Source organism: Corallococcus sp. AB030, assembly GCF_003668965.1.
Taxonomy (GTDB): domain Bacteria; phylum Myxococcota; class Myxococcia; order Myxococcales; family Myxococcaceae; genus Corallococcus; species Corallococcus exiguus.
In genome coordinates this window covers 17,925-37,237 of record NZ_RAWQ01000090.1, presented here as the reverse complement: position 1 = coordinate 37,237, position 19,313 = coordinate 17,925, and the positions used below count along the sequence as shown (strand labels likewise).

At 70.6% G+C, this 19,313-nt stretch carries 16 protein-coding genes; 9 read left to right on the top strand and 7 right to left on the bottom strand.

Features of this window, described 5'->3' with window-relative positions; genetic code table 11:
- Together D7Y15_RS21615 and D7Y15_RS21610 are read right to left on the bottom strand one after the other, a co-directional pair.
- Positions 1-793 (bottom strand): 2Fe-2S iron-sulfur cluster binding domain-containing protein (locus D7Y15_RS21615; protein WP_121753779.1); only part of this gene is annotated, 793 nt, incomplete at its 3' end.
- A gap of 23 nt (positions 794-816) precedes the next feature.
- Positions 817-1,182 (bottom strand): group 1 truncated hemoglobin, encoded by a 366-nt coding sequence (locus tag D7Y15_RS21610; protein ID WP_120576998.1) that lies wholly within the window; start codon positions 1,180-1,182, stop codon positions 817-819.
- Between the two features lie 185 nt (positions 1,183-1,367).
- Here D7Y15_RS21610 and D7Y15_RS21605 point away from each other — a divergent pair, with 185 nt between their 5' ends.
- From D7Y15_RS21605 to D7Y15_RS21590, 4 genes are all read left to right on the top strand, one after another.
- Positions 1,368-1,952 (top strand): hypothetical protein, encoded by a 585-nt coding sequence (locus D7Y15_RS21605; RefSeq protein WP_148712829.1) that lies wholly within the window; start codon positions 1,368-1,370, stop codon positions 1,950-1,952.
- Positions 1,953-2,086: 134 nt separating this feature from the next.
- On the top strand, positions 2,087-2,356 hold the full coding sequence (locus tag D7Y15_RS21600) for a GlsB/YeaQ/YmgE family stress response membrane protein (RefSeq protein ID WP_120576996.1): 270 nt from the start codon (positions 2,087-2,089) through the stop codon (positions 2,354-2,356).
- Positions 2,357-2,639: 283 nt separating this feature from the next.
- Positions 2,640-3,716: a hypothetical protein gene (locus tag D7Y15_RS21595; protein WP_121753777.1), complete on the top strand. Its 1,077-nt coding sequence runs from the start codon at positions 2,640-2,642 to the stop codon at positions 3,714-3,716.
- Positions 3,717-3,741: 25 nt separating this feature from the next.
- Positions 3,742-5,010, top strand: a complete 1,269-nt coding sequence (locus D7Y15_RS21590; RefSeq protein WP_121753776.1) for a hypothetical protein — start codon at positions 3,742-3,744, stop codon at positions 5,008-5,010.
- A gap of 50 nt (positions 5,011-5,060) precedes the next feature.
- Here D7Y15_RS21590 and D7Y15_RS21585 read toward each other — a convergent pair whose 3' ends face one another.
- From D7Y15_RS21585 to D7Y15_RS21570, 4 genes are all read right to left on the bottom strand, one after another.
- Positions 5,061-5,993, bottom strand: coding sequence for a hypothetical protein (locus D7Y15_RS21585; protein ID WP_121753775.1), 933 nt, complete (start codon positions 5,991-5,993; stop codon positions 5,061-5,063).
- A 55-nt stretch (positions 5,994-6,048) separates the two neighbouring features.
- Positions 6,049-7,392: a sigma 54-interacting transcriptional regulator gene (locus tag D7Y15_RS21580; RefSeq protein ID WP_233596999.1), complete on the bottom strand. Its 1,344-nt coding sequence runs from the start codon at positions 7,390-7,392 to the stop codon at positions 6,049-6,051.
- Between the two features lie 54 nt (positions 7,393-7,446).
- On the bottom strand, positions 7,447-10,266 hold the full coding sequence (locus D7Y15_RS21575) for a protein kinase (RefSeq protein WP_121753774.1): 2,820 nt from the start codon (positions 10,264-10,266) through the stop codon (positions 7,447-7,449).
- A gap of 351 nt (positions 10,267-10,617) precedes the next feature.
- Positions 10,618-11,394, bottom strand: a complete 777-nt coding sequence (locus D7Y15_RS21570; protein WP_121753773.1) for an RNA ligase family protein — start codon at positions 11,392-11,394, stop codon at positions 10,618-10,620.
- Positions 11,395-11,507: 113 nt separating this feature from the next.
- Here D7Y15_RS21570 and D7Y15_RS21565 point away from each other — a divergent pair, with 113 nt between their 5' ends.
- The 4 genes from D7Y15_RS21565 to D7Y15_RS21550 all read left to right on the top strand — a co-directional run bounded on the left by D7Y15_RS21565 (position 11,508) and on the right by D7Y15_RS21550 (position 16,305).
- Positions 11,508-11,837 carry a hypothetical protein gene (locus D7Y15_RS21565; RefSeq protein ID WP_121753772.1) on the top strand — a complete coding sequence of 110 codons (330 nt, stop codon included), beginning with the start codon at positions 11,508-11,510 and terminating at the stop codon, positions 11,835-11,837.
- A 4-nt stretch (positions 11,838-11,841) separates the two neighbouring features.
- A complete protein-coding gene (locus D7Y15_RS21560; RefSeq protein WP_121753771.1) occupies positions 11,842-12,369 on the top strand; it encodes a hypothetical protein in 528 nt (175 codons plus the stop codon).
- 115 nt (positions 12,370-12,484) lie between these two features.
- Positions 12,485-14,788 carry a thioredoxin family protein gene (locus tag D7Y15_RS21555; protein ID WP_121753770.1) on the top strand — a complete coding sequence of 768 codons (2,304 nt, stop codon included), beginning with the start codon at positions 12,485-12,487 and terminating at the stop codon, positions 14,786-14,788.
- Positions 14,789-14,790: 2 nt separating this feature from the next.
- Positions 14,791-16,305, top strand: a complete 1,515-nt coding sequence (locus tag D7Y15_RS21550) for an FHA domain-containing protein (protein ID WP_121753769.1) — start codon at positions 14,791-14,793, stop codon at positions 16,303-16,305.
- Positions 16,306-16,310: 5 nt separating this feature from the next.
- Here the strand turns inward: D7Y15_RS21550 and D7Y15_RS21545 are convergent, their stop codons facing one another.
- Complete coding sequence (locus D7Y15_RS21545; protein ID WP_233596998.1) at positions 16,311-17,660, bottom strand: MFS transporter; 1,350 nt, start codon at positions 17,658-17,660, stop codon at positions 16,311-16,313.
- Between the two features lie 245 nt (positions 17,661-17,905).
- Here D7Y15_RS21545 and D7Y15_RS21540 point away from each other — a divergent pair, with 245 nt between their 5' ends.
- Positions 17,906-19,141, top strand: coding sequence for an acetyl-CoA C-acetyltransferase (locus tag D7Y15_RS21540; RefSeq protein ID WP_121753768.1), 1,236 nt, complete (start codon positions 17,906-17,908; stop codon positions 19,139-19,141).
- Positions 19,142-19,313: the final 172 nt, after the last annotated feature.

The window sequence follows — 19,313 nt, the reverse complement described above, 5'->3', positions numbered from 1 at the left end:
CCACCTCCCCACCTCCTCCCGCCAGCACGACGGGCCGGTAGTGAACGTTTGGATGGCGCGCCGCCAGCGCCCTCAGCGCGTCCACCAGGTACAGCCCGGCCGGCTCCCTCGCCCCGTGGAACAGGTGGATGGGGCCGGTGTGGCCCGCCTCCAGCGAGTCCCTCAGGATTCCATACAGCGGCGCGAGCCCCGTGCCCGTCCCCGCCAGCAGCAGCGGCGCCTCCGGCTGTCCGGGCACGTAGAAGCAATCCCCAGCCGGCCCCTGCACGTCCACCCGGTCGCCGTGCCGGACCTCGCGTGCGAACCAGCCGCTCATGGCGCCCCCGGGCACGAGCCGCACGTGAAGCTCCAGCCGGCCCTCGCGAGGCAGGCTCGCCAGCGAGTAGCTGCGCGCGAGCCCGTCCGCGCGCACCACCGTGACGTACTGCCCCGCGCGATAGTCGAGTGGCGTCTCCACCTCCAGCCGCACCGCGAACACGTCCTCGCTGAACGACTCCAGCTCCACCACGCGCGCGGGGACGCGCAGCTCCGACGCTCCCGCCACCTCCAGCGCCGTGCCCTCCTGGGGCCGGCACGTGCACGCGAGGAAGTAGCCGCGCGCCCGCAGCGTGTCCTTGAGCCCCACCTGCGCGGCCTCGGGCACCGCGCCCGAGGTCGCTCGCATCAGGCAGGACTGGCAGGCCCCTGCCCGGCACGCATGCGGCACGCGCACGCCCTGGCGCAGCAGTCCGTCCAGCACCGTCTCTCCGGGCTCCAACGGGTACCACTCGGATTCATGCCGCACCTTCGCCATGACGTGCCTCCTGTCGGCTGCTTTCAGCGGTTCAGGACGTCCGCACGCGCCCCTTCGGCGACGGCCATCACCTGGCCCACCAGGTCCGCGGGCACGCCCAGCTCCTCCAGCGTCTCCTTCAGGTGCCCTGCCACCGCGTCGAAGTGCGTCCCGTTCAGCCCGCGGTCCACCAGGTGCTTGTGTCCCGCGCGCATGTCCTTGCCCGAGTAGTTCGCGGGCCCGCCGGTCACCATCGTCAGGAACGCCTTCTGCTTCGCGGCCTGGCGCTCCATGTCCACGTCCTCGAAGAAGTGGCTGATGCGCTCGTCGGCCAGCACCTTCCGGTAGAAGACGTCGACCGCCGCCGCCATCGCCGGCTCTCCGCCAATCTTCTCGTACACGCTCGTCATGACTTCGCTCCCTTTCCGGGCCCACGCCCCGTAAAGATGCATGCAGAATGCATCTTTAAACAGAACGCCGTCAATGCCCCCGGCATCGGGCTAACTTCTGGCGCCTGTGCCATCGCCTCATGCTCGCCGTCGTGTCTGTGTTCGTCCTGGCAGGCTGCGGAACGCATGCCTGGCGAGTCAGGGCCGTGCCTCGCGAGGAAATCCAGTTGCCTCGCATCGAGCCGTCCGTGGTGTTGGAGTTGCCGCCGCGGGGCTCCGTGGTGCCGGCCACGCTGGGGGACGGCACGCCGCTGCGGGTGGTGCACCGGGAGGACGGCACCGTCTCCGTCTTCTCCGCCCTCATCCCCCGGACGAGCGATGCGGTCTCCGTGAGGCTCACCTATTGGATCCCCACGATGCGGCGCTTCATTGGCGCCTATGTCTGGGATGACCGTGGAACCGTGATGGGCAACCAGGGTTGGGACGCGTGCACGGGTGAGTGTCCCTCCACCGACGACATGCCCGACTCGGCGCGCGACCTGGACGCGTTCCAGGTGGAGCGGCTCGAAGGCGAGCCCGCGCGGATCCGCGTGGGTGCGCCCATCGCCGGCGCATGGCGGCGGATGTCCCGAAGCCCCCTTCCCTCCTGGTCCCAGGAACCGCGCGAGGGCATCACGCCTCTGCTGTCCCTGGGGCAGGCGATGGCGCTCCCCGAAGGCACCATCGTCAACGTCAGGGGCACCGCGGTGCTCGCCAGCGCGTCGCCGCCCCGCGTGCCCATCTGCAAGTAGGCGGGAGGCTTCAAGTCTGGATTCCACCCGGGCGCCGCCTGCCTGCCTGCCCTGCCGTCGCCCTTGGGGGAGGGGCGAGCGCGGCCGGGAATCATGCCCATGTTTCGCCCATCACCTCGATGGGAGGAAGAGACATGGCGCTGGAAGCAATCCTGTTGTGGGCGGTAATCGGCCTCATCGCTGGATGGCTCGCGTCCGCGGTGGTGGGCGGTGGCTACGGCCTGATTGGCGATATCGTCGTGGGCGTGGTGGGCGCGTTCCTGGGAGGTTTCATCCTCCGGGCGCTCGGCACGGGAGCCCCATTTGGCGGCATCGCGGGCACCATCTTCGTGGCGTTCATCGGAGCAGTGGTGCTGCTGCTGATACTGCGGCTCATCCATTCGAGCACGGCCCGAAGGGTCTGATCCGCACGGCCTGAATCCGCGGCGACTTCTCGCGCGGGGCGCATTGCGTCCCGCGCGAGTCGTGCTTTCGGGCCTGATGACGCCGGACACCAGGGGCCTGACGGCAGTCATCAGGGCGGGGGCCTTCCGCTCCCGTGGCAGCGTCCGTCCCCTGAGGAGTTCCAAGGGTTTACCTCGTTGAGAAGCGTGTGGGGCGCATGGCACGCGCCGTGCTCTAGCCCCCCACATCGCTGAACCGGCCGGTGTCCGAAGCCGGCCCATCCAATCTCCGAGGAACACCGCCATGGCGCTCTCCCCCCTGTCGAAGTCGTCCGTTGCCAGCTCCTCCTTCTCGCCCCGCACGTCCGCCACGGAGCTCTCCAGCCCGGTGGCGCGCCCCACGGCGGTGACGGCGGACGCGGGGCAGGCCAAGAGCGGCCCGGGTTCGCTCCAGGGGATGTTCCAGGCGGATGGCTTCGACGCGCCGGCGGGCGTGGGCAAGAAGGGCGCGCTCCAGGGCGGCAATCCCATGGAGCAGCTGACCGAGATGGTCCAGATGCTGAAGCAGCTGGTGGAGATGCTCGGTGGAATGAACGGCGCTGGTGCGCAGCAGGGCGCCGGTGCGCAGCAGGGCGCCGCCGCTCCGGGCATCGAGGGCGCAGCCGGTGCGCAGCAGGGCGGCGTGCCGGACCTGGGTGGCGAGGGCGCGGGCTCCAGCGCGGCCCCTGCTCCTGCCGCGGCGCAGGCGGCCTCCGCGGCGCAGGGCGCTCCGGCCCCGGCGGCTCCCCAGAAGGACGCGGCCGTCGCCGGTCCCCAGTCCGTGGGCGACTCGAGCGCGGCGAAGGGCAAGAACACCATCACCCTCAACAACGACGGCAACAAGCCGATGACGGTGAACTTCACCCCCAACGCGGGCGAGAAGGCCGTCGACTCCGTCACGCTGAAGCCCGGTGAGAGCCGCACGGTGCAGTTCCCGGACAACTGGTCCGGCAACTTCCGCAGCGACAACGGCGACGGCAAGAACGCGACGCTCGGTGAAGTGAAGTTCGACGGCGGGTTCGGGAACACCTACTACGACGTCAGCTACATCGAGGGTCACAACACCTCGATGACCATCCAGCCGGACGGCGGCGGCCGCCTGTCGGGCACGATGGACAACCTGCTCTCCTCCGCGCCTGACTCCGTGAAGGCCAAGGGAGCGGACGGCTCCGCGTACGGCATCAAGAAGAGCACCACGTCCAACGTGCAGGATCCGGAGGTGGTAGACTTCTTCCGCAAGCACGTTGGCGCGGATCAGGGCTACGTCATCCCCACGGACGACGCGAGCACGCTGGGCAGCAAGAACAGCAACCTGGTTGTCCACCTGAAGGACCTGGCCTGATTCCCCTCACCCGAGGCCCCCATCCATGAGCGTCCGCCTTCCGTCTGGTCTTCCCCGCCCGGGCCTGCCCCTGCAGAGCCCCGCGCAGGAGAAGGAGGAGAAGGCGCAGTCCGGTGAAGGCAAGTCATCGGGCAAGGCCACAGGGAAGGGCGGCACCGGAAAGGGAGGCGTCGCCGTCAAGGGCGGCTCCGCGAAGGGCGCCTCCGCCAAGGGAGGCCTCGAGCAGAGCGGCCCCCAGGACGGCATGGACTTCGGCCGCTCGGGCGAGCCGGAGCGCACTGAAGGCGGCGGCGCCAGGGCCCCGCAGCAACAGGCAGGGATGGCGTCCGGCACCTCGCAGGGCGCCGCCAGCCTGGGCACCCTGGAGCAGCCCCCTGCCCTCGCGGCCCAGACCGCGCAGACGGCCCCGGCGCTCCCCCAGCCTCCGCCCATGGCGCAGCAGGTGCCAGTGGCGCCCCAGCTCGAGCGCCGGCCCGCCGCTTCCGAATCCTCTCGCGAGCGCACCGCCTCGGACGGCCAGTCGTCGGATGCCGCGAAGCAGGCGATGGAGGGCCGCGCGAAGCTGCGCATCGCCGTCCTCCACCGGCTCCACCGCGGCCTCACGGAGGTGGAGGGGAAGATGAGCGCCTTCCTCGCCAACCCCGGCCGACAGGGCGTCGTCACCCTGCCGGTGGTGCTGAGCGTGAGCACCGTCACCTTCGAGTGGTGGAAGTCCGCGAACGCGGTCCCCGAGGACCGGGCCTACCTGGCCCAGGTCCTGGGCGAGCCCGGCACGGCGGATGACGCCACGCTCCTGGCCACGCTGCGCGCGGAGATTGGTCAGGCCTTCGCGGAGTTCCCGCGCACGCCGCAGGGCGTGGAGGCCCGGAAGCTGTACGACGCCGTCCTCCAGAAGTACGAGGCCGCCCGCATCCAGCCCATCATCGCGGGCCACGACAGCGGCCCCGTGGTGGAGGAGTGCGCGCGGCTGGGCCTGTCCTGCGAGATGGACTTCACCCGCTCCCTGCTCTTGTCGCCGTGGATGCTGGCCACCAGCCAGAGCCCGGAAGAGGGCAACGCGACGCAGGTGATGGTGGCGGGACTCACGCTGCCCCAGCTGGGCGCGCTGGTGGGCCACCTGCGCCAGCTCAACCCGCTGCTCAGCAATCCCCAGCTGCGCGCGCTGCTGCTGCGCGCCTCCACGGACAAGCGGCTGGCGCTGCGCAAGGTGATGGGCCTGCAGGAGGTGGAGCAGGTCCAGGAGCTGGCGCGCCAGCTGCTGCGGCTCCAGGCCGTGCAACACCTCACCGTCTGAAGCCCACGCGGCGGATGGACTCCAGTCCATCCGCCGTCAGTCTTTACGGCCTATGAGGACTCGCGGCCGAAGTTGGCCATGGCGCGGGAGCCGCCACCGTCCGTGTTGCCCAGCGCGACGGCCTTCTCCCCGCCCTCCTGCGCGGCCTGGGCCTCCGACATGCCCTGGGCGCTTTCGACGATCATCTGCCCGCCGCCCTGGTGCCGGTTCCAGCTGATGTCCACGGAGTCCGCGAGCCTCTGGGCGTCCACCGGAATCTTGGAGCCGGTGCTGGGGTCCTTGAGCAGGTAGCGGCCCTGGTCGTCCTTGCCCTCCACGGAGACCCAGTGCGCGCGGCCCGTCTCCCCCGGCTTCGTCGTGGGGTCCACCAGGCTGGAGTCCACCATCACCGCGCCCTTGGCGCCGCGCGCGAGCGCGTCATCCAGGGCCTTGGTGTCGAGCTTGGACGACGTCTGAGTCACCTTCGTGCCCTGGTTCGCCAGCATGTTGGACAGCTCATGCGGCGACGTGCCCTGGCCCTGCGTGAAGCGCGACTCCAGCGCGGCCATCTTGTCCTTGTCCGACGTGGGCTGCGTCTTGCTGGTGCCAATGTCCTTGCCCAGCATCACCGCCACCGCGGCGCCGCAGTCATTCTGATTGGCCTGCTTGACGACCTCGGGGTCCGTCCCCGCGGCGTCCCAGCCGCCAATCTCCGGAGCCTGGGGCGCGTTCGCGAGCGTCCCCTGGACGCCCAGGTCCTGCGCCGAAGCGCCCGACACCGGCTGGAAGCGGTTCGCCCATGCCTGATTGAGGGCCTGCACCGCCGCGAAGGCGTCCGAGGCCTGCTCCGTCTGCACGGGGGTGGGCGCGCCCTCCACCTGCGAGACGACCTTCTCCTCCGGCAACCCGACCTGCTGCGCGGTCTGCTGCGGGACGGCGGTCGGCTTCACCTCCGCCAGTTGCTGGAAGGTACGGAGGAGATTGGAGGAAAGATTCACGCTCACGGTCGTGCTCCGGGGGGGAGGGGGGATGTCATCCTACCTGTGATGCCGCCCCGTGTTAAGGCTCCCCGGATGGATCCAACCCGTGCTTGCGCAGGAGTTTCCGGAGGTAGACACGGTCGATATCAGCTTCGCGAGAAGCCCTGGAAATGTTGCCTTCGCAGCGCTCGATGAGGTTCTTCAGGTAGTCACGTTCGAACACTTCGATGAGGTGTTCTTTTGCTTCCTTGAAGGGCAGGTCCAGATCCGGACCCTTGCGGCCGTCCGCGCCCTGGGGCGCCTCCAGGTCCGGAAGTGCCTCCTCGCCCAGGTTGACGACCTGTTCCACCACGTTGCGCAGCTCGCGCACGTTGCCGGGCCAGGGGTACTGCATGAGCAGCGCGCGCGTCTGATCCGACAGCGCGCCCGGCTGCCGGCCCATCAGCTTGAGCATGTGGTCGATGAGGAGCGGGATGTCCTCCGGGCGCTCGCGCAGCGCGGGCAGCGTCACGCGCAGCACGGCGAGCCGGTGGAAGAGGTCGCGGCGGAACTTCCCCTGCTGGACGGCCTGCTCCAGGTTCACGTGCGAGGCGGCCACCACGCGCACGTTCACCGTGAAGTAGTCGTTGCCGCCCACGCGCTTCACCTGCCGACGCTCCAGCACGCGCAACAGGCGCGGCTGCAGGTCCAGGGGCAGCTCGCCAATCTCGTCCAGGAAGACGGTGCCGTTCTGCGCGCGCTCGAAGGCACCGGCGCGGTCGCCCTGGGCGCCGGTGAAGGAGCCCTTCACGTGGCCGAAGAGCTCGGACTCGATGAGGGTGGAGGGCACACCCGCCAGGTCCACGATGACGAAGGGGCCCTTGGCGCGCGGGCTCAGCTGGTGGATGGCCTCCGCGCACAGGTCCTTGCCCGTGCCCGTCTCGCCGTGGATGAGCACGTCCGCGCCGCCGGGCGCCAGGCGCTCCAGCACGGTGAAGGCCTCGCGCATCTTGCGGCTTGTGCCCACGAGCGCGCCGAAGCGGTCCCGCGAGGACAGGGGCAGCGAGCGCTCGCGCGTGTCCTCCGGCACCAGCTTCAGCTCGGTGGTGCCCAGGGTGATGACGCTGCCGGGGCGCAGCTCCATGGCGGTGAAGCGCAGGCCCTCCACGAACGAGCCGTTGTGCGAGCCCAGGTCCGTGGCGACGACGTGCTCGGCGTGCACCTCCAGCTTCAGGTGCTGGCGGGAGACGGCCTTGTCGGTGAGGACGATGTCACACGTGGGGGCCTTTCCCACTGTGTACGTCCCCTGTTTGAGCGGGTGGGCCTTGCCGGCTTCCGCGCCGGAAAGCACCCGGAGCACCATCCGCACCTGTCCCGCCCGGCCCCGCTGCAGGGTGGCCGTGGCATCCAGGAGCTCCTCGTCCTCGTCTGGGGGCAGCGACACGGCGGGGGACGGTAGCACGCCCCGCCACGGTCGCCAGCAGCCGTGCGTGACGTCCTACCTGCGCCGGCCGCGAGAAGGCTTGCGGGCAGGTGGACGCGGGGAGTCCCTGGGCAGGGTCTCCAGCCACGAGTCCACCTCGCCCACGCGCTCGTCCATCCCGGACTCGCTGAAGCGCTCGCGGGCGCGGGTGGCCTCGCCCCGGGCCTCCGCCAGCGCCTCCGGAGACTGGCCCGTCTGGTACAGCGCCCGCGCCAGCGCGAAGCCGGACTCCGCCAGCGCATCCGGGGGCGCGGACGCGAAGGACACCGCCATCTGGAGCGGCGCCACGGAGTCGCGCGCCCGGCCCAGGCCCAGCAGCGCCTGGCCCACGCCGTCGTAGGACGGCTGGAGTCCCTCGTCGCCCTCGGGCAGCTGCTCGCGCTTGAGGGCCACGGCCTGCTCGTAGGTCTTCAGCGCGTCGTCGTAGCGCTTCATCCCCAGCTGGCACATGCCCAGTTCGTCCAGCGCCTCCGCCACCTGCGCGCTCTTCTCGCCGTGCAGGGTCTTGTAGAGGTCCACCACCGCCTGGGCATGTGGCAGGGCGCGCTCGGGCTGGCCGGCGTCTCGCAGGGCCAGGGACACCAGGCCGTGCCGGTTGGCCATGTCCGGATGCACCGGGCCCACCGCCGCCTGGGTCTTCGCGAGCGACGCCTCCAGGAGCGGCACCGCCCCCTTGGCGTCGCCGGTGCCCAGCACCAGCCGGCCCAGGAGGAAGAGCGCCCGCGCGCGCTTGGGGTGCTCGGGTGGCAGCGCCTTGTCGTAGAGGGCGCTCGCCTCCGTCAGCCGCTTGCGGGCCTCCTCCATGTGGCCCTGGGACATGGCGAGGTTGGCCTGGTTCACCTTCACGTCTGCTTCCAGCGCGGGCTCACCGCCCAGCCGCTGGAGGGTGGCCTCCGCCAGCTCGCCCCAGTTCGCCGCCGGGTCGTAGTGCTTCTGGCCGTCCTCCACGTAGAGGAGCTTGTTGAGGATGGCGACCTTCAACCGGTCCGCCCTGCCCGCCTCCGCGTCGAACACGGCGCGCGACAGCAGGCGGGACGCTTCCGGCGACTGGCCCGTCTGTTCCTGGAGCCAGCCCAGGTGGAAGCGCATCTCCGCCTTCAGCGGCAGGTAGCCCGTCTTCTCCACCGGCGCCTCCAGCGCCTTCACCGCGGTGAGCGCCGCCGGGTAGCGGCCCGCGTCCACCTGCGCGCGCACCTCCGCCAGCTGATCCTCCAGCGCTTCAATGGTGCCGCGCAGGGCGGGGTCGGAGGGGCGGCGCTGCTGTTCAGCCAGTCCCTCCACGTCCTCGCACTCGTGCAGCGCAGGCAGCGCATGCACCATGTCCACGGACTTCACCACCATGGCGGCGTCCGCGCTCGCGAGCAGGTCCACCGTGGCGCGCAGGTCCTTGCGGCGGCGCTCCAGGCACACCACCTGCCGGTCCAGCTGCTCCTCCGGCTTCACGCCGCTCACGCGCGCGTCCTCGCACGCCTGGACGCGCTGGTGCTTCCACGCGTCCGCGTACTGCCCCAGCACCTGCACGGCGCGGACGGCCATCCCTTCCGCGAAGGGCTTCCCGGTGGCGCGGAAGGCGGACTCCAGCTTCGCCTTCGCGTCCGGCGTCCACACGGTGTCCATCAGCGCGCCCGCGTCCACGCACACCTGGGACTGCTGCCACGCCACGCCGCCCGCCACCGCGAGCGCGGTGGTCATGGCACCCGCCGCTCCCAGCCAGCGCTTGCGCTGCCCGAGGCGCTGCTCCTGGGAGAGCGCATCCAGCAGGGCCTGCATGGACGGGAAGCGTGCGTCCGTGTCCAGCGCCAGCCCGCGCAGCACCGCCTGCCTCACCCAACCGGGCACCTTCGCGTCGCGCGGGGGCTCGCGGATGAGCACGGGCGGCGGCGCGATGACGGGGATCGCCTTGGCGGGCGCGGCGTTCAGCGACTGCGTGCCGCCCAGCGACTGCGTGCCGGTGGCCTCCTCCAACTCCGCGCTCCGGCTGGCGGACGCGTAGGCCTTGATGCTGCCCGGGTCGAAGGGGCGCGTGCCGTAGAGCGCGCCGTAGAGCGCCGCGCAGAAGCTGAACTGATCCGTTCGCGCGTCCAGCTGCGTGCCCCGGAACTGCTCCGGGGACATGTAGTTGGGCGTGCCCACCAGCAGTCCCGCTTCGGTGAGCGTGGTGTCCAGCATGCGCCGGTCCGAGGACTCCAGGACCTGCGCCTCCTCCGGAGAGACGGGGGCCTCCGGTCCGTCGCCCACCTGCCGCGCCAGGCCGAAGTCCGTCACGTAGACGCGGCCCGCGTGGCTCACCAGCACGTTGGCGGGCTTGAAGTCGCGGTGCACCAGCCCCGCCGAGTGCGCGGCCTGCAGTCCCCGGCCCGCCTGGAGGTAGCGCTCAAGCACCTCGCGCCAGGAAGGCTTCGCCTCCTTCAGCCACGAGCCCAGCGTGCCGCCCTCCACCAGCTCCATGGCGACGAAGACCTGGTCGCCCCACATGCCCACGTCGAAGACGGGGATGACGTTGGGATGGGAGACGCGCGCCATGGCCTGCGCTTCGCGCAAGAGCCGGGACCGCGCCTCTTCGTTGTCCTGGTTGGCGTTCGGGTGCAGCAGCTTCAGGGCAATCTTGCGGTCCAGGTCCGGGTCATAGGCGGCGTACACCACGCCCATGCCGCCCTGCCCCAGCTTGCGCAGCAGCAGGTAGCGGCCCACCTGGGGAACGGGCGGGACGTCCTCCGCGCGGCGCGGACGGGGACCCGTTCCATATCCCGAGCCCCGGCCCGTCCCCGCGCCCGAGCGCACGGAGTCCGAGTTGCCGGTGCCTGTGTTTCGCCTTCCGGTGTCTCTCTTCGTCATGGGCCGTGACCTGATCCGCGAGTCTACCGCCGGCCCTCGCCCGCTCCGAACATCCTTCCGCGACGCGTCAGCCCCGCCCGCCTGCCTGGTGACGGCCGTCATCAGCTCCAGGACCGCAGTCACCAGGGGCCGCCGTCAGCGTGGGACACAAACCCCTGGAATCAGGGAGGGCTCGGCGGGCCGGAGGCTGGCACGCCAGACGCAATGGGTACGGACAACGCGGGCAAGTTCGGGGTGCAGACAGACCTCATCCGCGACAGGCCACATGAATATCGCCGAGCCGCATCGCTACTGAATGCGTGGTTCGGATGGAGGCGGCGGTGAACGGAGACACCGCCGCCTTCTTGCTTTTCAGCGCTTCGCACGCAGCGTGCGCTCGTAGTCCTCGTAACGCAGCTTCGCGATGGTGCGACGGTCGCGGGTGCGAACGACGATGCCCTCCGGGTGCTGCCCTGCCCCGGCATCCAACGCGCACCGGGTCGCGGGCGCGTGCGAGCGCAGCCAGGCGAACGCTCCCTCCAGGTCCTTCGGCATCGCGGCGCCGTCCTCTTCGAGGATGCGCGGCGTGGTCTCCAGGCTGTGCTCGCGGGTGAAGGCCATGAGCGCGTCCTCGGTCACGAAGGGCTGGCCTCCGGATTCGCGCCAGCCGGAGAGCTGTTCCGCGGACCAGGTGAGGGGCGTCTCGTAGTCGGTGAGACGAACCACGTCGAAGACGCGGTAGCCCACGCGCTTCTCGCCCGTGTACTGCTTGCTGTGGGCGGTGACGTTGCCGCCGTACACCTCGCCGAAGACGACGGTGATGCCGCCCGCGTCGAGCCGCTTCTCACGCAGGGCGTCCGCCACCGGGCGCAGGTGCTCCACGATGCCCAGGGCCGGGTTCCCGATGAGGTCACCGCTCGCGTAGAGGAGTTCCTCGCGGCTGCCGAGCAGGTACGTGCCGTCCGGAAGGAACACGATGCGCGCGTTGGTGCCATCCACCTTCTCCGTGCCGACCACGGGCCCGTCGAACGCGATGGCGGGTTCGGCCAGCCGGCCCTTGTCTCCCAGCGTGTGGTACGTCGGGATGGACGGGTACTTCGTCAGCGAGTTGAGCGTGCGCAGGTTGGCGGTGCGGACGGAGAAGGTCATGGCGCGGCCTCGGGGTGTGAGGGGCGACGGTAGCAAAAGCCCCGGTCAGGCTCGCGGGACGCGGCCGTCCGCCGGGGCCTGACACACGGGAGGTTCGGACGCATGGGCATGTCATGTACGGAGAGGTCCTGGGCATCGGCCCGTTCCGCCGCGAGCTGGTGCCCTTCCTCCAGCAGCCGGAAGCGTGGCATCGGAACACCCGCGACGGGGCCATCATCGTCGTCGCCGTGTTCCTGGCGCCGGAGGGCAGCTCGCGCAGCCGGGAGCTGGCGGGATGCATGGGAGCGGAGGCGTGGGACTTCAACACCCACGCGCTCGACCCATGGCGTGTGGACGTGGAGGCGGTGCGGCGGTTCCTGTACCCCGGCGAGGAGCACCGGCTGGAGTGCTTCCTGCGTCTGCGGGACGCGGGTTTCGAGTTCTTCTTCCAACCGAACGGCTAGCCCCATGTCCCCTTCTTTTTCGCTCTCCGCGAAGGACGCGGAGACGGTGCTGGACACCTTCGACCGGGAGGGCCTGATCGAAGCCTTGTTGCTCGTGCGTCAGTGCCTGGACGTGGACCTCTTCGACATCGGCAACGCCGTGGAACCGCTGCTCCGGAACGCGGGCCGTCTCGCCTCGCTTCCGGAGGCGAAGGTGGAGGCGCAGGTGATTGCCACGGGCGTTTTCCGCCGCGAGTTGGCGGACCACATGGATTACGGCGCCGAGCGGAACACCGACACGCGAGAGGGCACGCGGGTCATCGCGTCGTTCTTCGTCGGCGGGATGGGGGCCTTCCATGCGGAGGTGCTCGCCCGCTGCATGGGCGCGGAGGCGTGGGACTTCAACACGCACGCCCTCGTCCCCGAGCGCATGCGCGTCCAGGACCTGGCCCACCTCTGGATGGATGACGGCCTGCTGACGCGGTTCCACACGCTGAGAGATGCGGGGTTCCGGTTCTATTTCCGGATGCCAACCTGGGGCTCCACCCCCTGACGCACCCTCCGTGCCTGTCCGGGCTGGACGGAAGCCGGACTCCCCGTGACGCGCCGGTTGACGCGCGCCCCCGGCGCCCCTCTTATCTGCCCCTCCCCTTGAGCAGGAGTTCCCGTTGGCAGGCGTACCGGTCGAATTGACCCCGGAGGGTTTCGAAGCAGTCACCCAGAAGCCCGGCATGTGCGTCGTGGACTTCTGGGCGCCGTGGTGTGAACCCTGCCATGAGTTCGCTCCGGTCTTCTCCGAGGCCGCCGCGCGGTTCCCGGACATCACCTTCGCCCGGCTCGACGCGGAGGCCCACGAAGCCGTGGCCGAGCCGCTGGGCATCGACGCGTACCCCACCCTCGTCGCGTTCAAGGACGGGCTGGAGGTCCGCCGCGTCTCCGAGGCGCTGTCCCCCGAGGCGCTGGACCGGCTGCTGGTCGCGCTGCGAGCCGTGGACGTCTCCGAGGAGGAGCGCCGCAAGACGAACCGCGAGCGGACCGAGGCGGGCGAGCTCCCCACCGGAGTCCCCGAAGGCGCCATCTGGGACGACGGCGACGAGGAGTGGTCCTTCGGCCCGAAGGACGCCAAGGGCCGGCCGCACGGCACGTGGCGGTACTGGCGCGCCGACGGCACCCTCTGCAACGAATGCATCATGGTGCAGGGCAATCCGCACGGCCCATTCAGGCGATTCCACGAGGACGGCGCGGTGTCCCAGGAGGGCGCCTTCGAGCAGGGCCAGCTCCACGGCCCCCGCACCTGGATTGCCTCCGACGGCTTCACCTCCGAGCGCATGCACGAAGGCGGCGTGAGCGAGCGCGTGCGCAAGACGGTGATGCACTACGACCGCGGCACCGTGCGGCAGGTGGAGCACTTCAACGGCGATGGCCAGCGCGTGGTGCCCTCCACCGGCGAGCCCTACCCCACCCGTCCGGCCCACCTGCCCGAGGACGCGGAGCTGCGCGAGGACCTCAACCAGTGGGCCAAGGTCACGCTCAACGCGGACCGCGAGCGCCACGGCCTCACCCGCTTCTGGGACGCGCAGGGACAGCTGCTCTGGGAGGCCGAGTTCGACAACGGACGGCGGCACGGGCGCTACTGGTCGCGCGCGGAGGACACCTACGCGGACTTCCGCGTCCACTTCGAGGAGGGCCGGGCGGAGGGCGACTTCGCGTGCGGCGAGTGGGCCCTGATGGACGCGCAGCGGGCGGTGGTGCTCAAGCGAGACCTGGGCCTGGCCATGGATGAGCAGACGCTGGCGCGCTCGCCGGTGTTCTCCAACCTCCCCCGGAGCGCGGAAGGCTGGCGCGAGCTGGCGAAGGAGGCCCGCGCGGACCGGCGCTACCGCGAGGCCCTGCTGGCCACGGCACGGGCGTGCGCCACGTCGCTGGACGTCCAGCCGCTGAAGCAAGGCCTGGAGGAGCTGACGCTGCCGCGCACACAGGACTCGGCTCGACAGGTCGCGGACAGCGTGGTGGGGAATGCGGGACAGGCGTGGGCCCCCATGGCGGACGCGCTCATGCGCGGCGGTGAAGCGGCCACGCTGCTGCGGGGCTACGCGGTGCTGCTGGACCAGACGGACCGGCCTCGCGCGGCGCTGGACTTCCTGCACGCGGCGATGCTGCTCGCGCCGGAGCGCAAGGCGTACCTGTTCACGCGCGGCCTCATCCTGTTGAACCTGGGCGTGGCGGATCAGGTGCAGAAGGACGCGGAGGGGCTCGCGGAAGCGGAGCCGGACACCGCCCGGTTCCTGGCCACGTACGCGCGGGCGTTGTTCCCCCGGTTCGACTTCTGGGCGGGACAGGAGCCTCCGAGCTGCACCTACGACAGCCTGCCGGAGAAGCCCGCACAGTCCCTGGAGGCCATCCAGCAGTTGGTGCGCAAGTACGCCACGCGGCTCCAGGCGATTCGCGGCGCGCTGCTCCAGCGGTACAAGCCCGGCGCGGCGGTGTCCTGGCTGCCGCCGGACCTGTCGGGCCTGCTGGGTGATGGGCCCGTGGAGCTGAAGCAGGAAGAGATGGAGTTGGGCGAGGACGAGCAGGTGGAGATCGACGAGACGCTCAACCTGGAGATGGGGTTCGCGGACCTGACGCTGATGCTGCGCGGGGACTGGAGCGCGCTGTCGTGGCTGCTGTGGTCGTGCGGCGAGACGACGTTCAAGATGCCCACGCGCATCGCGCCGCCGGCGGGTTACGGACAGGCCGCGGGACAGGCCTCGCAGCGACTGTGGCAGAGCCGGGACCGCAAGTTCCGGGGCAATTCCAGCGCGACGAAGCCCGGCCAGGGATTCCTCTTCGAAGGCGTGGCGCTGGGCGACCTGCACCCGAACCTAGTGTCCATCGCGGAGCGGCAGTACGCGGAGACGCAAGCGATGTTCTATTGGCTCAATGACCCGGACAATGTCTCTCCGTGGCAGAGCAATCTGAGGGGCAGCTAGGCATGAATCGGATTCGTGAAACCATCGAGGTCGCGGAGCCCCTGTGGCGGGCGCTGGAGCAGATGAGCCACGACCTGGGCGTGGACCGGAATGCCCTGGTCGCGCAGGCGCTGTTCATGCTCGCGAGACAGAACGGGTACGTGGCGCCCACGCCCGTGGCGCTCGGGGCGACGGACGCGGGTGAGCCCGTGCGGGCTCCGGCGGCCCGTGCCCCTGAGCCCGTGGTGCGTGTGGCGGAGCGCCCCGTGGCTGTTGCTGTCCCCGCGGCTGTCGCTGTCCCCGCGGCTGCCGTTGTCCCCGCGGCTGTTGCTGCCCCTGCGGCTGCCGTCGTCCCCGCGAAGGAGACCGTGGCCGCCGCTCCTGCCGCGGCAGCGGTGTCCGAACCCGTGAAGGCACAGTCCTCCGTGGACGAGGCCGCTCACGCGCGGGCGCGCATGCAGGAGGTCCTCGCGGCGGTGGATGCGGTCTCGCAGCCCCGAGACGTGCCGGTGGCGTCCGACGAGGAGGAGGAGGCGGCGGACGAGGAGGAAGAATCCGACTCCGATGAGGACTCAGACGACGAGGAGTCCGACGACGAAGCGGCTGACGAATCCTCGGACGACGAGGAGTCCGACGACGAATCTTCGGACGATGAGGAGTCCGACGACGAATCTTCGGATGACGAGGAGTCCGACGACGAATCTTCGGATGACGAGGAGTCCGAGGAAGAGGACTCGGACGACGAGGAGCCTGACGACGACGCGGCTGACGAATCCTCGGACGACGAGAGCGCATCCGAGGCGGCGGCCGCCGCGGGCTCGGACGACGATGACGAGTCGCAGTCCTCCGAGGACGACGACGCATCCGCGGCCGACATCGCAGCGGCGATCGGCTCCGAGGAACGCCCCGGCGCCGACGAGGACGACGACTCCGAGCCCGAAGAGGCCAAGACGGGAGAGGAGGCCACGGGCTCCGAGAAAGACGACGCGGACGATGAGGCCGCCGCACAAGCAGCCGCATCCGGCGAAGATGCCGAGCAGGCCGACGCGCCCGCCGAGGACGAAGAGCAGGACTCGGGCTCCAACGAATCCGAGGAGCAGGACCTGCCCTTCGTGGCGCCTCCGGCCGCGAAGGCCCCCGCCGCCCGCAAGCAGGGCCGTGTGCTCCGTCCCTCCGAGCCCGAGGACGACGCGCCCCCGGAGTCCAACCGGGGCCGCAAGCCCGCCGCACGGGCCCCCGCGCGCATGGACCTGTTCGTGCGGCTGAGCCCGGATGGTCCCGCCACGCGGGTGGACGTGGAGCGCTTCACGCTGGGACGCGGCCCGCAGTGCAGCCTCGTCGTGAAGTCCGGCAGGGTCTCCCGAGAGCACGCCATCGTCGTGCGCGATGGCGCTGACTACTTCATCGAGGACCTGGGCTCGTCCAACGGGACCTGGATCAACCACCAGCGCATCAAGCGCCAGAAGATCGCGGACGGGGACACCTTCAACCTGGGGACCGAAGCCGTGTACTTCTCCCTCCAGCCTTCCGAGGACTGACGCGCTCAGGCCTCCCGCGAAGGATTGCGGATGCCCAGGGCGGAGGTGACTCCGCCCAGCACCAGCAGTACGGCGGAGACGAGCATCGCCCGGTGGAAGCCCGCGACGTCCAGTCGAGGGCCCACGATGAGCCCCGCGAACGCGATGGCGATGAGCCCCGCGACCCGGGCGATGGCGTTGTTGATGGCCGAGCCGATGCCCGCCTGCGCCTTGTGCACGGACCCGAGCACCGCCGCCGTCAACGGCGCCACCGTCGTCGTCAGCCCCAGCCCGAACACCAGCACGCCCGGCAGCATCTGCGTCCAGAAGTCCAGCGGCGTGCCGACGCGAAGCATGAGCAGGAACCCGGCGCCCGCGACACACGGGCCCACCGCCATGAACAGGCGCGGCCCGAACCGGCCCGCGAGCCCACCGAACGTCGACGACAGCAGCAACATGATGATCGTCGTCGGCAGCAGCACCAGCCCCGCCATCGTCGCGCGAAAGCCTCCCACCTGCTGGAGGAACAGCGTGATGAGGAACTGGCTCAGCGCCAGCGCTCCGTAGATGAACGTCGTGGCCAGGTTGCCCACCCAGAAGTTCCGCACTCGGAAGAGGCCCAGGGGCATCATCGGGTGTGGCGACCGCCGCTCCTGCCAGAGGAACGCGATGAACGCCGGCACGCCCACGCCCAACGACGCCAGCACCGTGGGATGCGTCCAGCCCACCGTCCCCTGCTCAATCAGCGCGTAGACGGGACCGCCCAATCCCACGCACGCGAGCACGGCCCCCAACACGTCGATGCGCGCGCCTTCCGGGCGGGTGGGCTCCTCCATGCGCGCCAGCAGCGCCAGCGTCAGCCCGATGGGCAGCACGTTGATGGCGAAGATCCAACGCCAGCCCACCGTGTCCACCAGCAGTCCGCCGACCAGCGGCCCCGCGATGAACGCCCCGCCCGTCCAGCCGGTCCACGCGCCAATGGCCTTCGCCTGTTCGGGGCCGGAGAAGAAGGACAGGATGAGCGCCAGCGAGCCCGGCACCAGGAGCGCGCCCGTGGCCCCCTGCAACGCACGCGCGAGGATGAGCACCGCGCCCGTCGGAGCCACCGCGCACAGGAGCGATGTGGCCCCGAAGCCCAACAGCCCCAACCGCAGGATGCGCTTGCGCCCGAACACATCCGACAGTGATCCCGCGGCCAGCATCAGCGAGCCCAGCGTGATGAGGTAGGCATCCACCACCCACTGCTGGAGGCTGAGCCCACCGCCCAGGTCCCGCACCATCGCGGGCAGCGCGACGTTGATGATCGCCCCGTCCAGGAACGTGACGAGCGAGGCGAGCACGGCGATTCCCAGGACCAGCCGCTGTGGAGGCGTCAAGGTATCCGCCGACTCCCCAAGGTGTGCCGCACGCGCCCGGGGAGGTCGGGACGCTCATGGCCTTGTAGCGAGCCTCCTGCCGCGCTGTCTGCCCCGGTCGCCGTGGACTTCCAGCTCATCAACACTGTCGCCCCTGGCGTCCAGGGCTCCAGAAGTTGCACGCCCCCCCGTGGGCTCCCACCCCAGGTCGCCTTGACTTACAAATTACGCTGATAATATTACATTCGAAATCAAAGGAGCCGCACATGACCGCCAGCTACATCATCGACGCCGTCCGGACCCCGCGTGGGCGCGGAAAGATGGGCAAGGGGGCCCTGACCGGACTGCATCCTCAGGAGCTGCTCGCCCAGACGCTGAACGCGCTCCAGCGGCGCGGCGGCTGGGATGCTCGGGAGGTGGGCGACGTCATCGCGGGGTGCGTGTCGCAGGTGAATGAGCAGGGCGCGAACATCGCTCGCAACGCGGTGCTCGCGGCGGGGTGGCCGCAGGAGGTGTCCGCCGTGTCGCTCAACCGCTTCTGCGGCTCCGGGCTCCAGGCGGTGAACTTCGGCGCCATGGGTGTCGCCTCCGGTGCCATGGACTTCGTGGTGACGGGCGGCGTGGAGAGCATGTCGCACCTGTCGCTGGGCGCGGACGGCGGCGGCCAGGACGGCGGCAACGTGCGGCTGCGCGAGCGCGTCTACCAGGTGCCCCAGGGCATCAGCGCGGACCTCATCGCGACGTTGGAGGGCATCACCCGCGAGGACGTGGACGCGTGGGCCCTGCGCTCGCAGCGACAGGCGGCCCGCGCCATCGAGGAGAACCGCTTCGCCAAGGCCCTCTTCGCCGTGAAGGACCCGGCCACCGGCGCCGTGCTGCTGGAGCGCGACGAGTACCCTCGCCCGGACACCACCGCGCAGGGCCTGGCCGCGCTCAAGCCCGCGTTCGTCGCCATGGGCGGGACGGCCGTGGGCCCGAACGGCGAGACGCTGGATGGCATCGCGCTTGCCGCGTATCCGCAGGCGAAGCGCATCCAGCACGTGCACACCGCGGGCAACTCCAGCGGCATCGTGGACGGGGCCGCCGTGGTGGCGTTGGCGTCCGAGCGCTACGTGAAGGAGAAGGGGCTCAAGCCCCGCGCCCGCATCCGCGCCATGGCGACGCTGGGCACCGAGCCGCTCCTCATGCTCACCGCCCCCGCCCCTGTGAGCGAGAAGGCCCTGCGCATGGCCGGGATGAAGGCCGGCGACATCGACCTGTGGGAAATCAATGAGGCCTTCGCCGCCGTGGTCCTCCAGACGACGCGCGCGCTGGGCATCGACCCGGACCGGGTGAACGTCAACGGCGGCTCCATCGCGCTGGGCCACCCGCTGGGCGCCACGGGCGCGATGCTCCTGGGCACCGCCCTGGATGAGCTGGAGCGAACGGGCAAGCAGACGGCGCTCATCACCATGTGCATCGGTGGCGGCCAGGGCATCGCCACCATCATCGAGCGCATCTAGCGCCTGGCGTCCGGCAGGCGGCCGCCCCCTCGCGAGCACCTCGCGTGCTCGCCGGGCGGATGCGTTGACAGGAACCATCGTCTCCGACATTAGGAAGGGTCGCTCCCGCAGGCACCGGGGCGCGCGGTCCAGTCGTCTTCGCTGGCCGTGAGGCCTGAGAGACTGGAGCGCC

What these genes read in the sequence shown, in the direction of transcription:
- D7Y15_RS21550 (WP_121753769.1), top strand. Translation starts at nt 14,791, where the DNA reads ATGAATCGGATTCGTGAAACCATCGAGGTCGCGGAGCCCCTGTGGCGG.
- D7Y15_RS21570 (WP_121753773.1), bottom strand. Translation starts at nt 11,394, where the DNA reads ATGACCTTCTCCGTCCGCACCGCCAACCTGCGCACGCTCAACTCGCTG.
- D7Y15_RS21595 (WP_121753777.1), top strand. Translation starts at nt 2,640, where the DNA reads ATGGCGCTCTCCCCCCTGTCGAAGTCGTCCGTTGCCAGCTCCTCCTTC.
- D7Y15_RS21590 (WP_121753776.1), top strand. Translation starts at nt 3,742, where the DNA reads ATGAGCGTCCGCCTTCCGTCTGGTCTTCCCCGCCCGGGCCTGCCCCTG.
- D7Y15_RS21565 (WP_121753772.1), top strand. Translation starts at nt 11,508, where the DNA reads ATGTACGGAGAGGTCCTGGGCATCGGCCCGTTCCGCCGCGAGCTGGTG.
- D7Y15_RS21610 (WP_120576998.1), bottom strand. Translation starts at nt 1,182, where the DNA reads ATGACGAGCGTGTACGAGAAGATTGGCGGAGAGCCGGCGATGGCGGCG.
- D7Y15_RS21575 (WP_121753774.1), bottom strand. Translation starts at nt 10,266, where the DNA reads ATGACGAAGAGAGACACCGGAAGGCGAAACACAGGCACCGGCAACTCG.
- D7Y15_RS21600 (WP_120576996.1), top strand. Translation starts at nt 2,087, where the DNA reads ATGGCGCTGGAAGCAATCCTGTTGTGGGCGGTAATCGGCCTCATCGCT.
- D7Y15_RS21560 (WP_121753771.1), top strand. Translation starts at nt 11,842, where the DNA reads ATGTCCCCTTCTTTTTCGCTCTCCGCGAAGGACGCGGAGACGGTGCTG.
- D7Y15_RS21540 (WP_121753768.1), top strand. Translation starts at nt 17,906, where the DNA reads ATGACCGCCAGCTACATCATCGACGCCGTCCGGACCCCGCGTGGGCGC.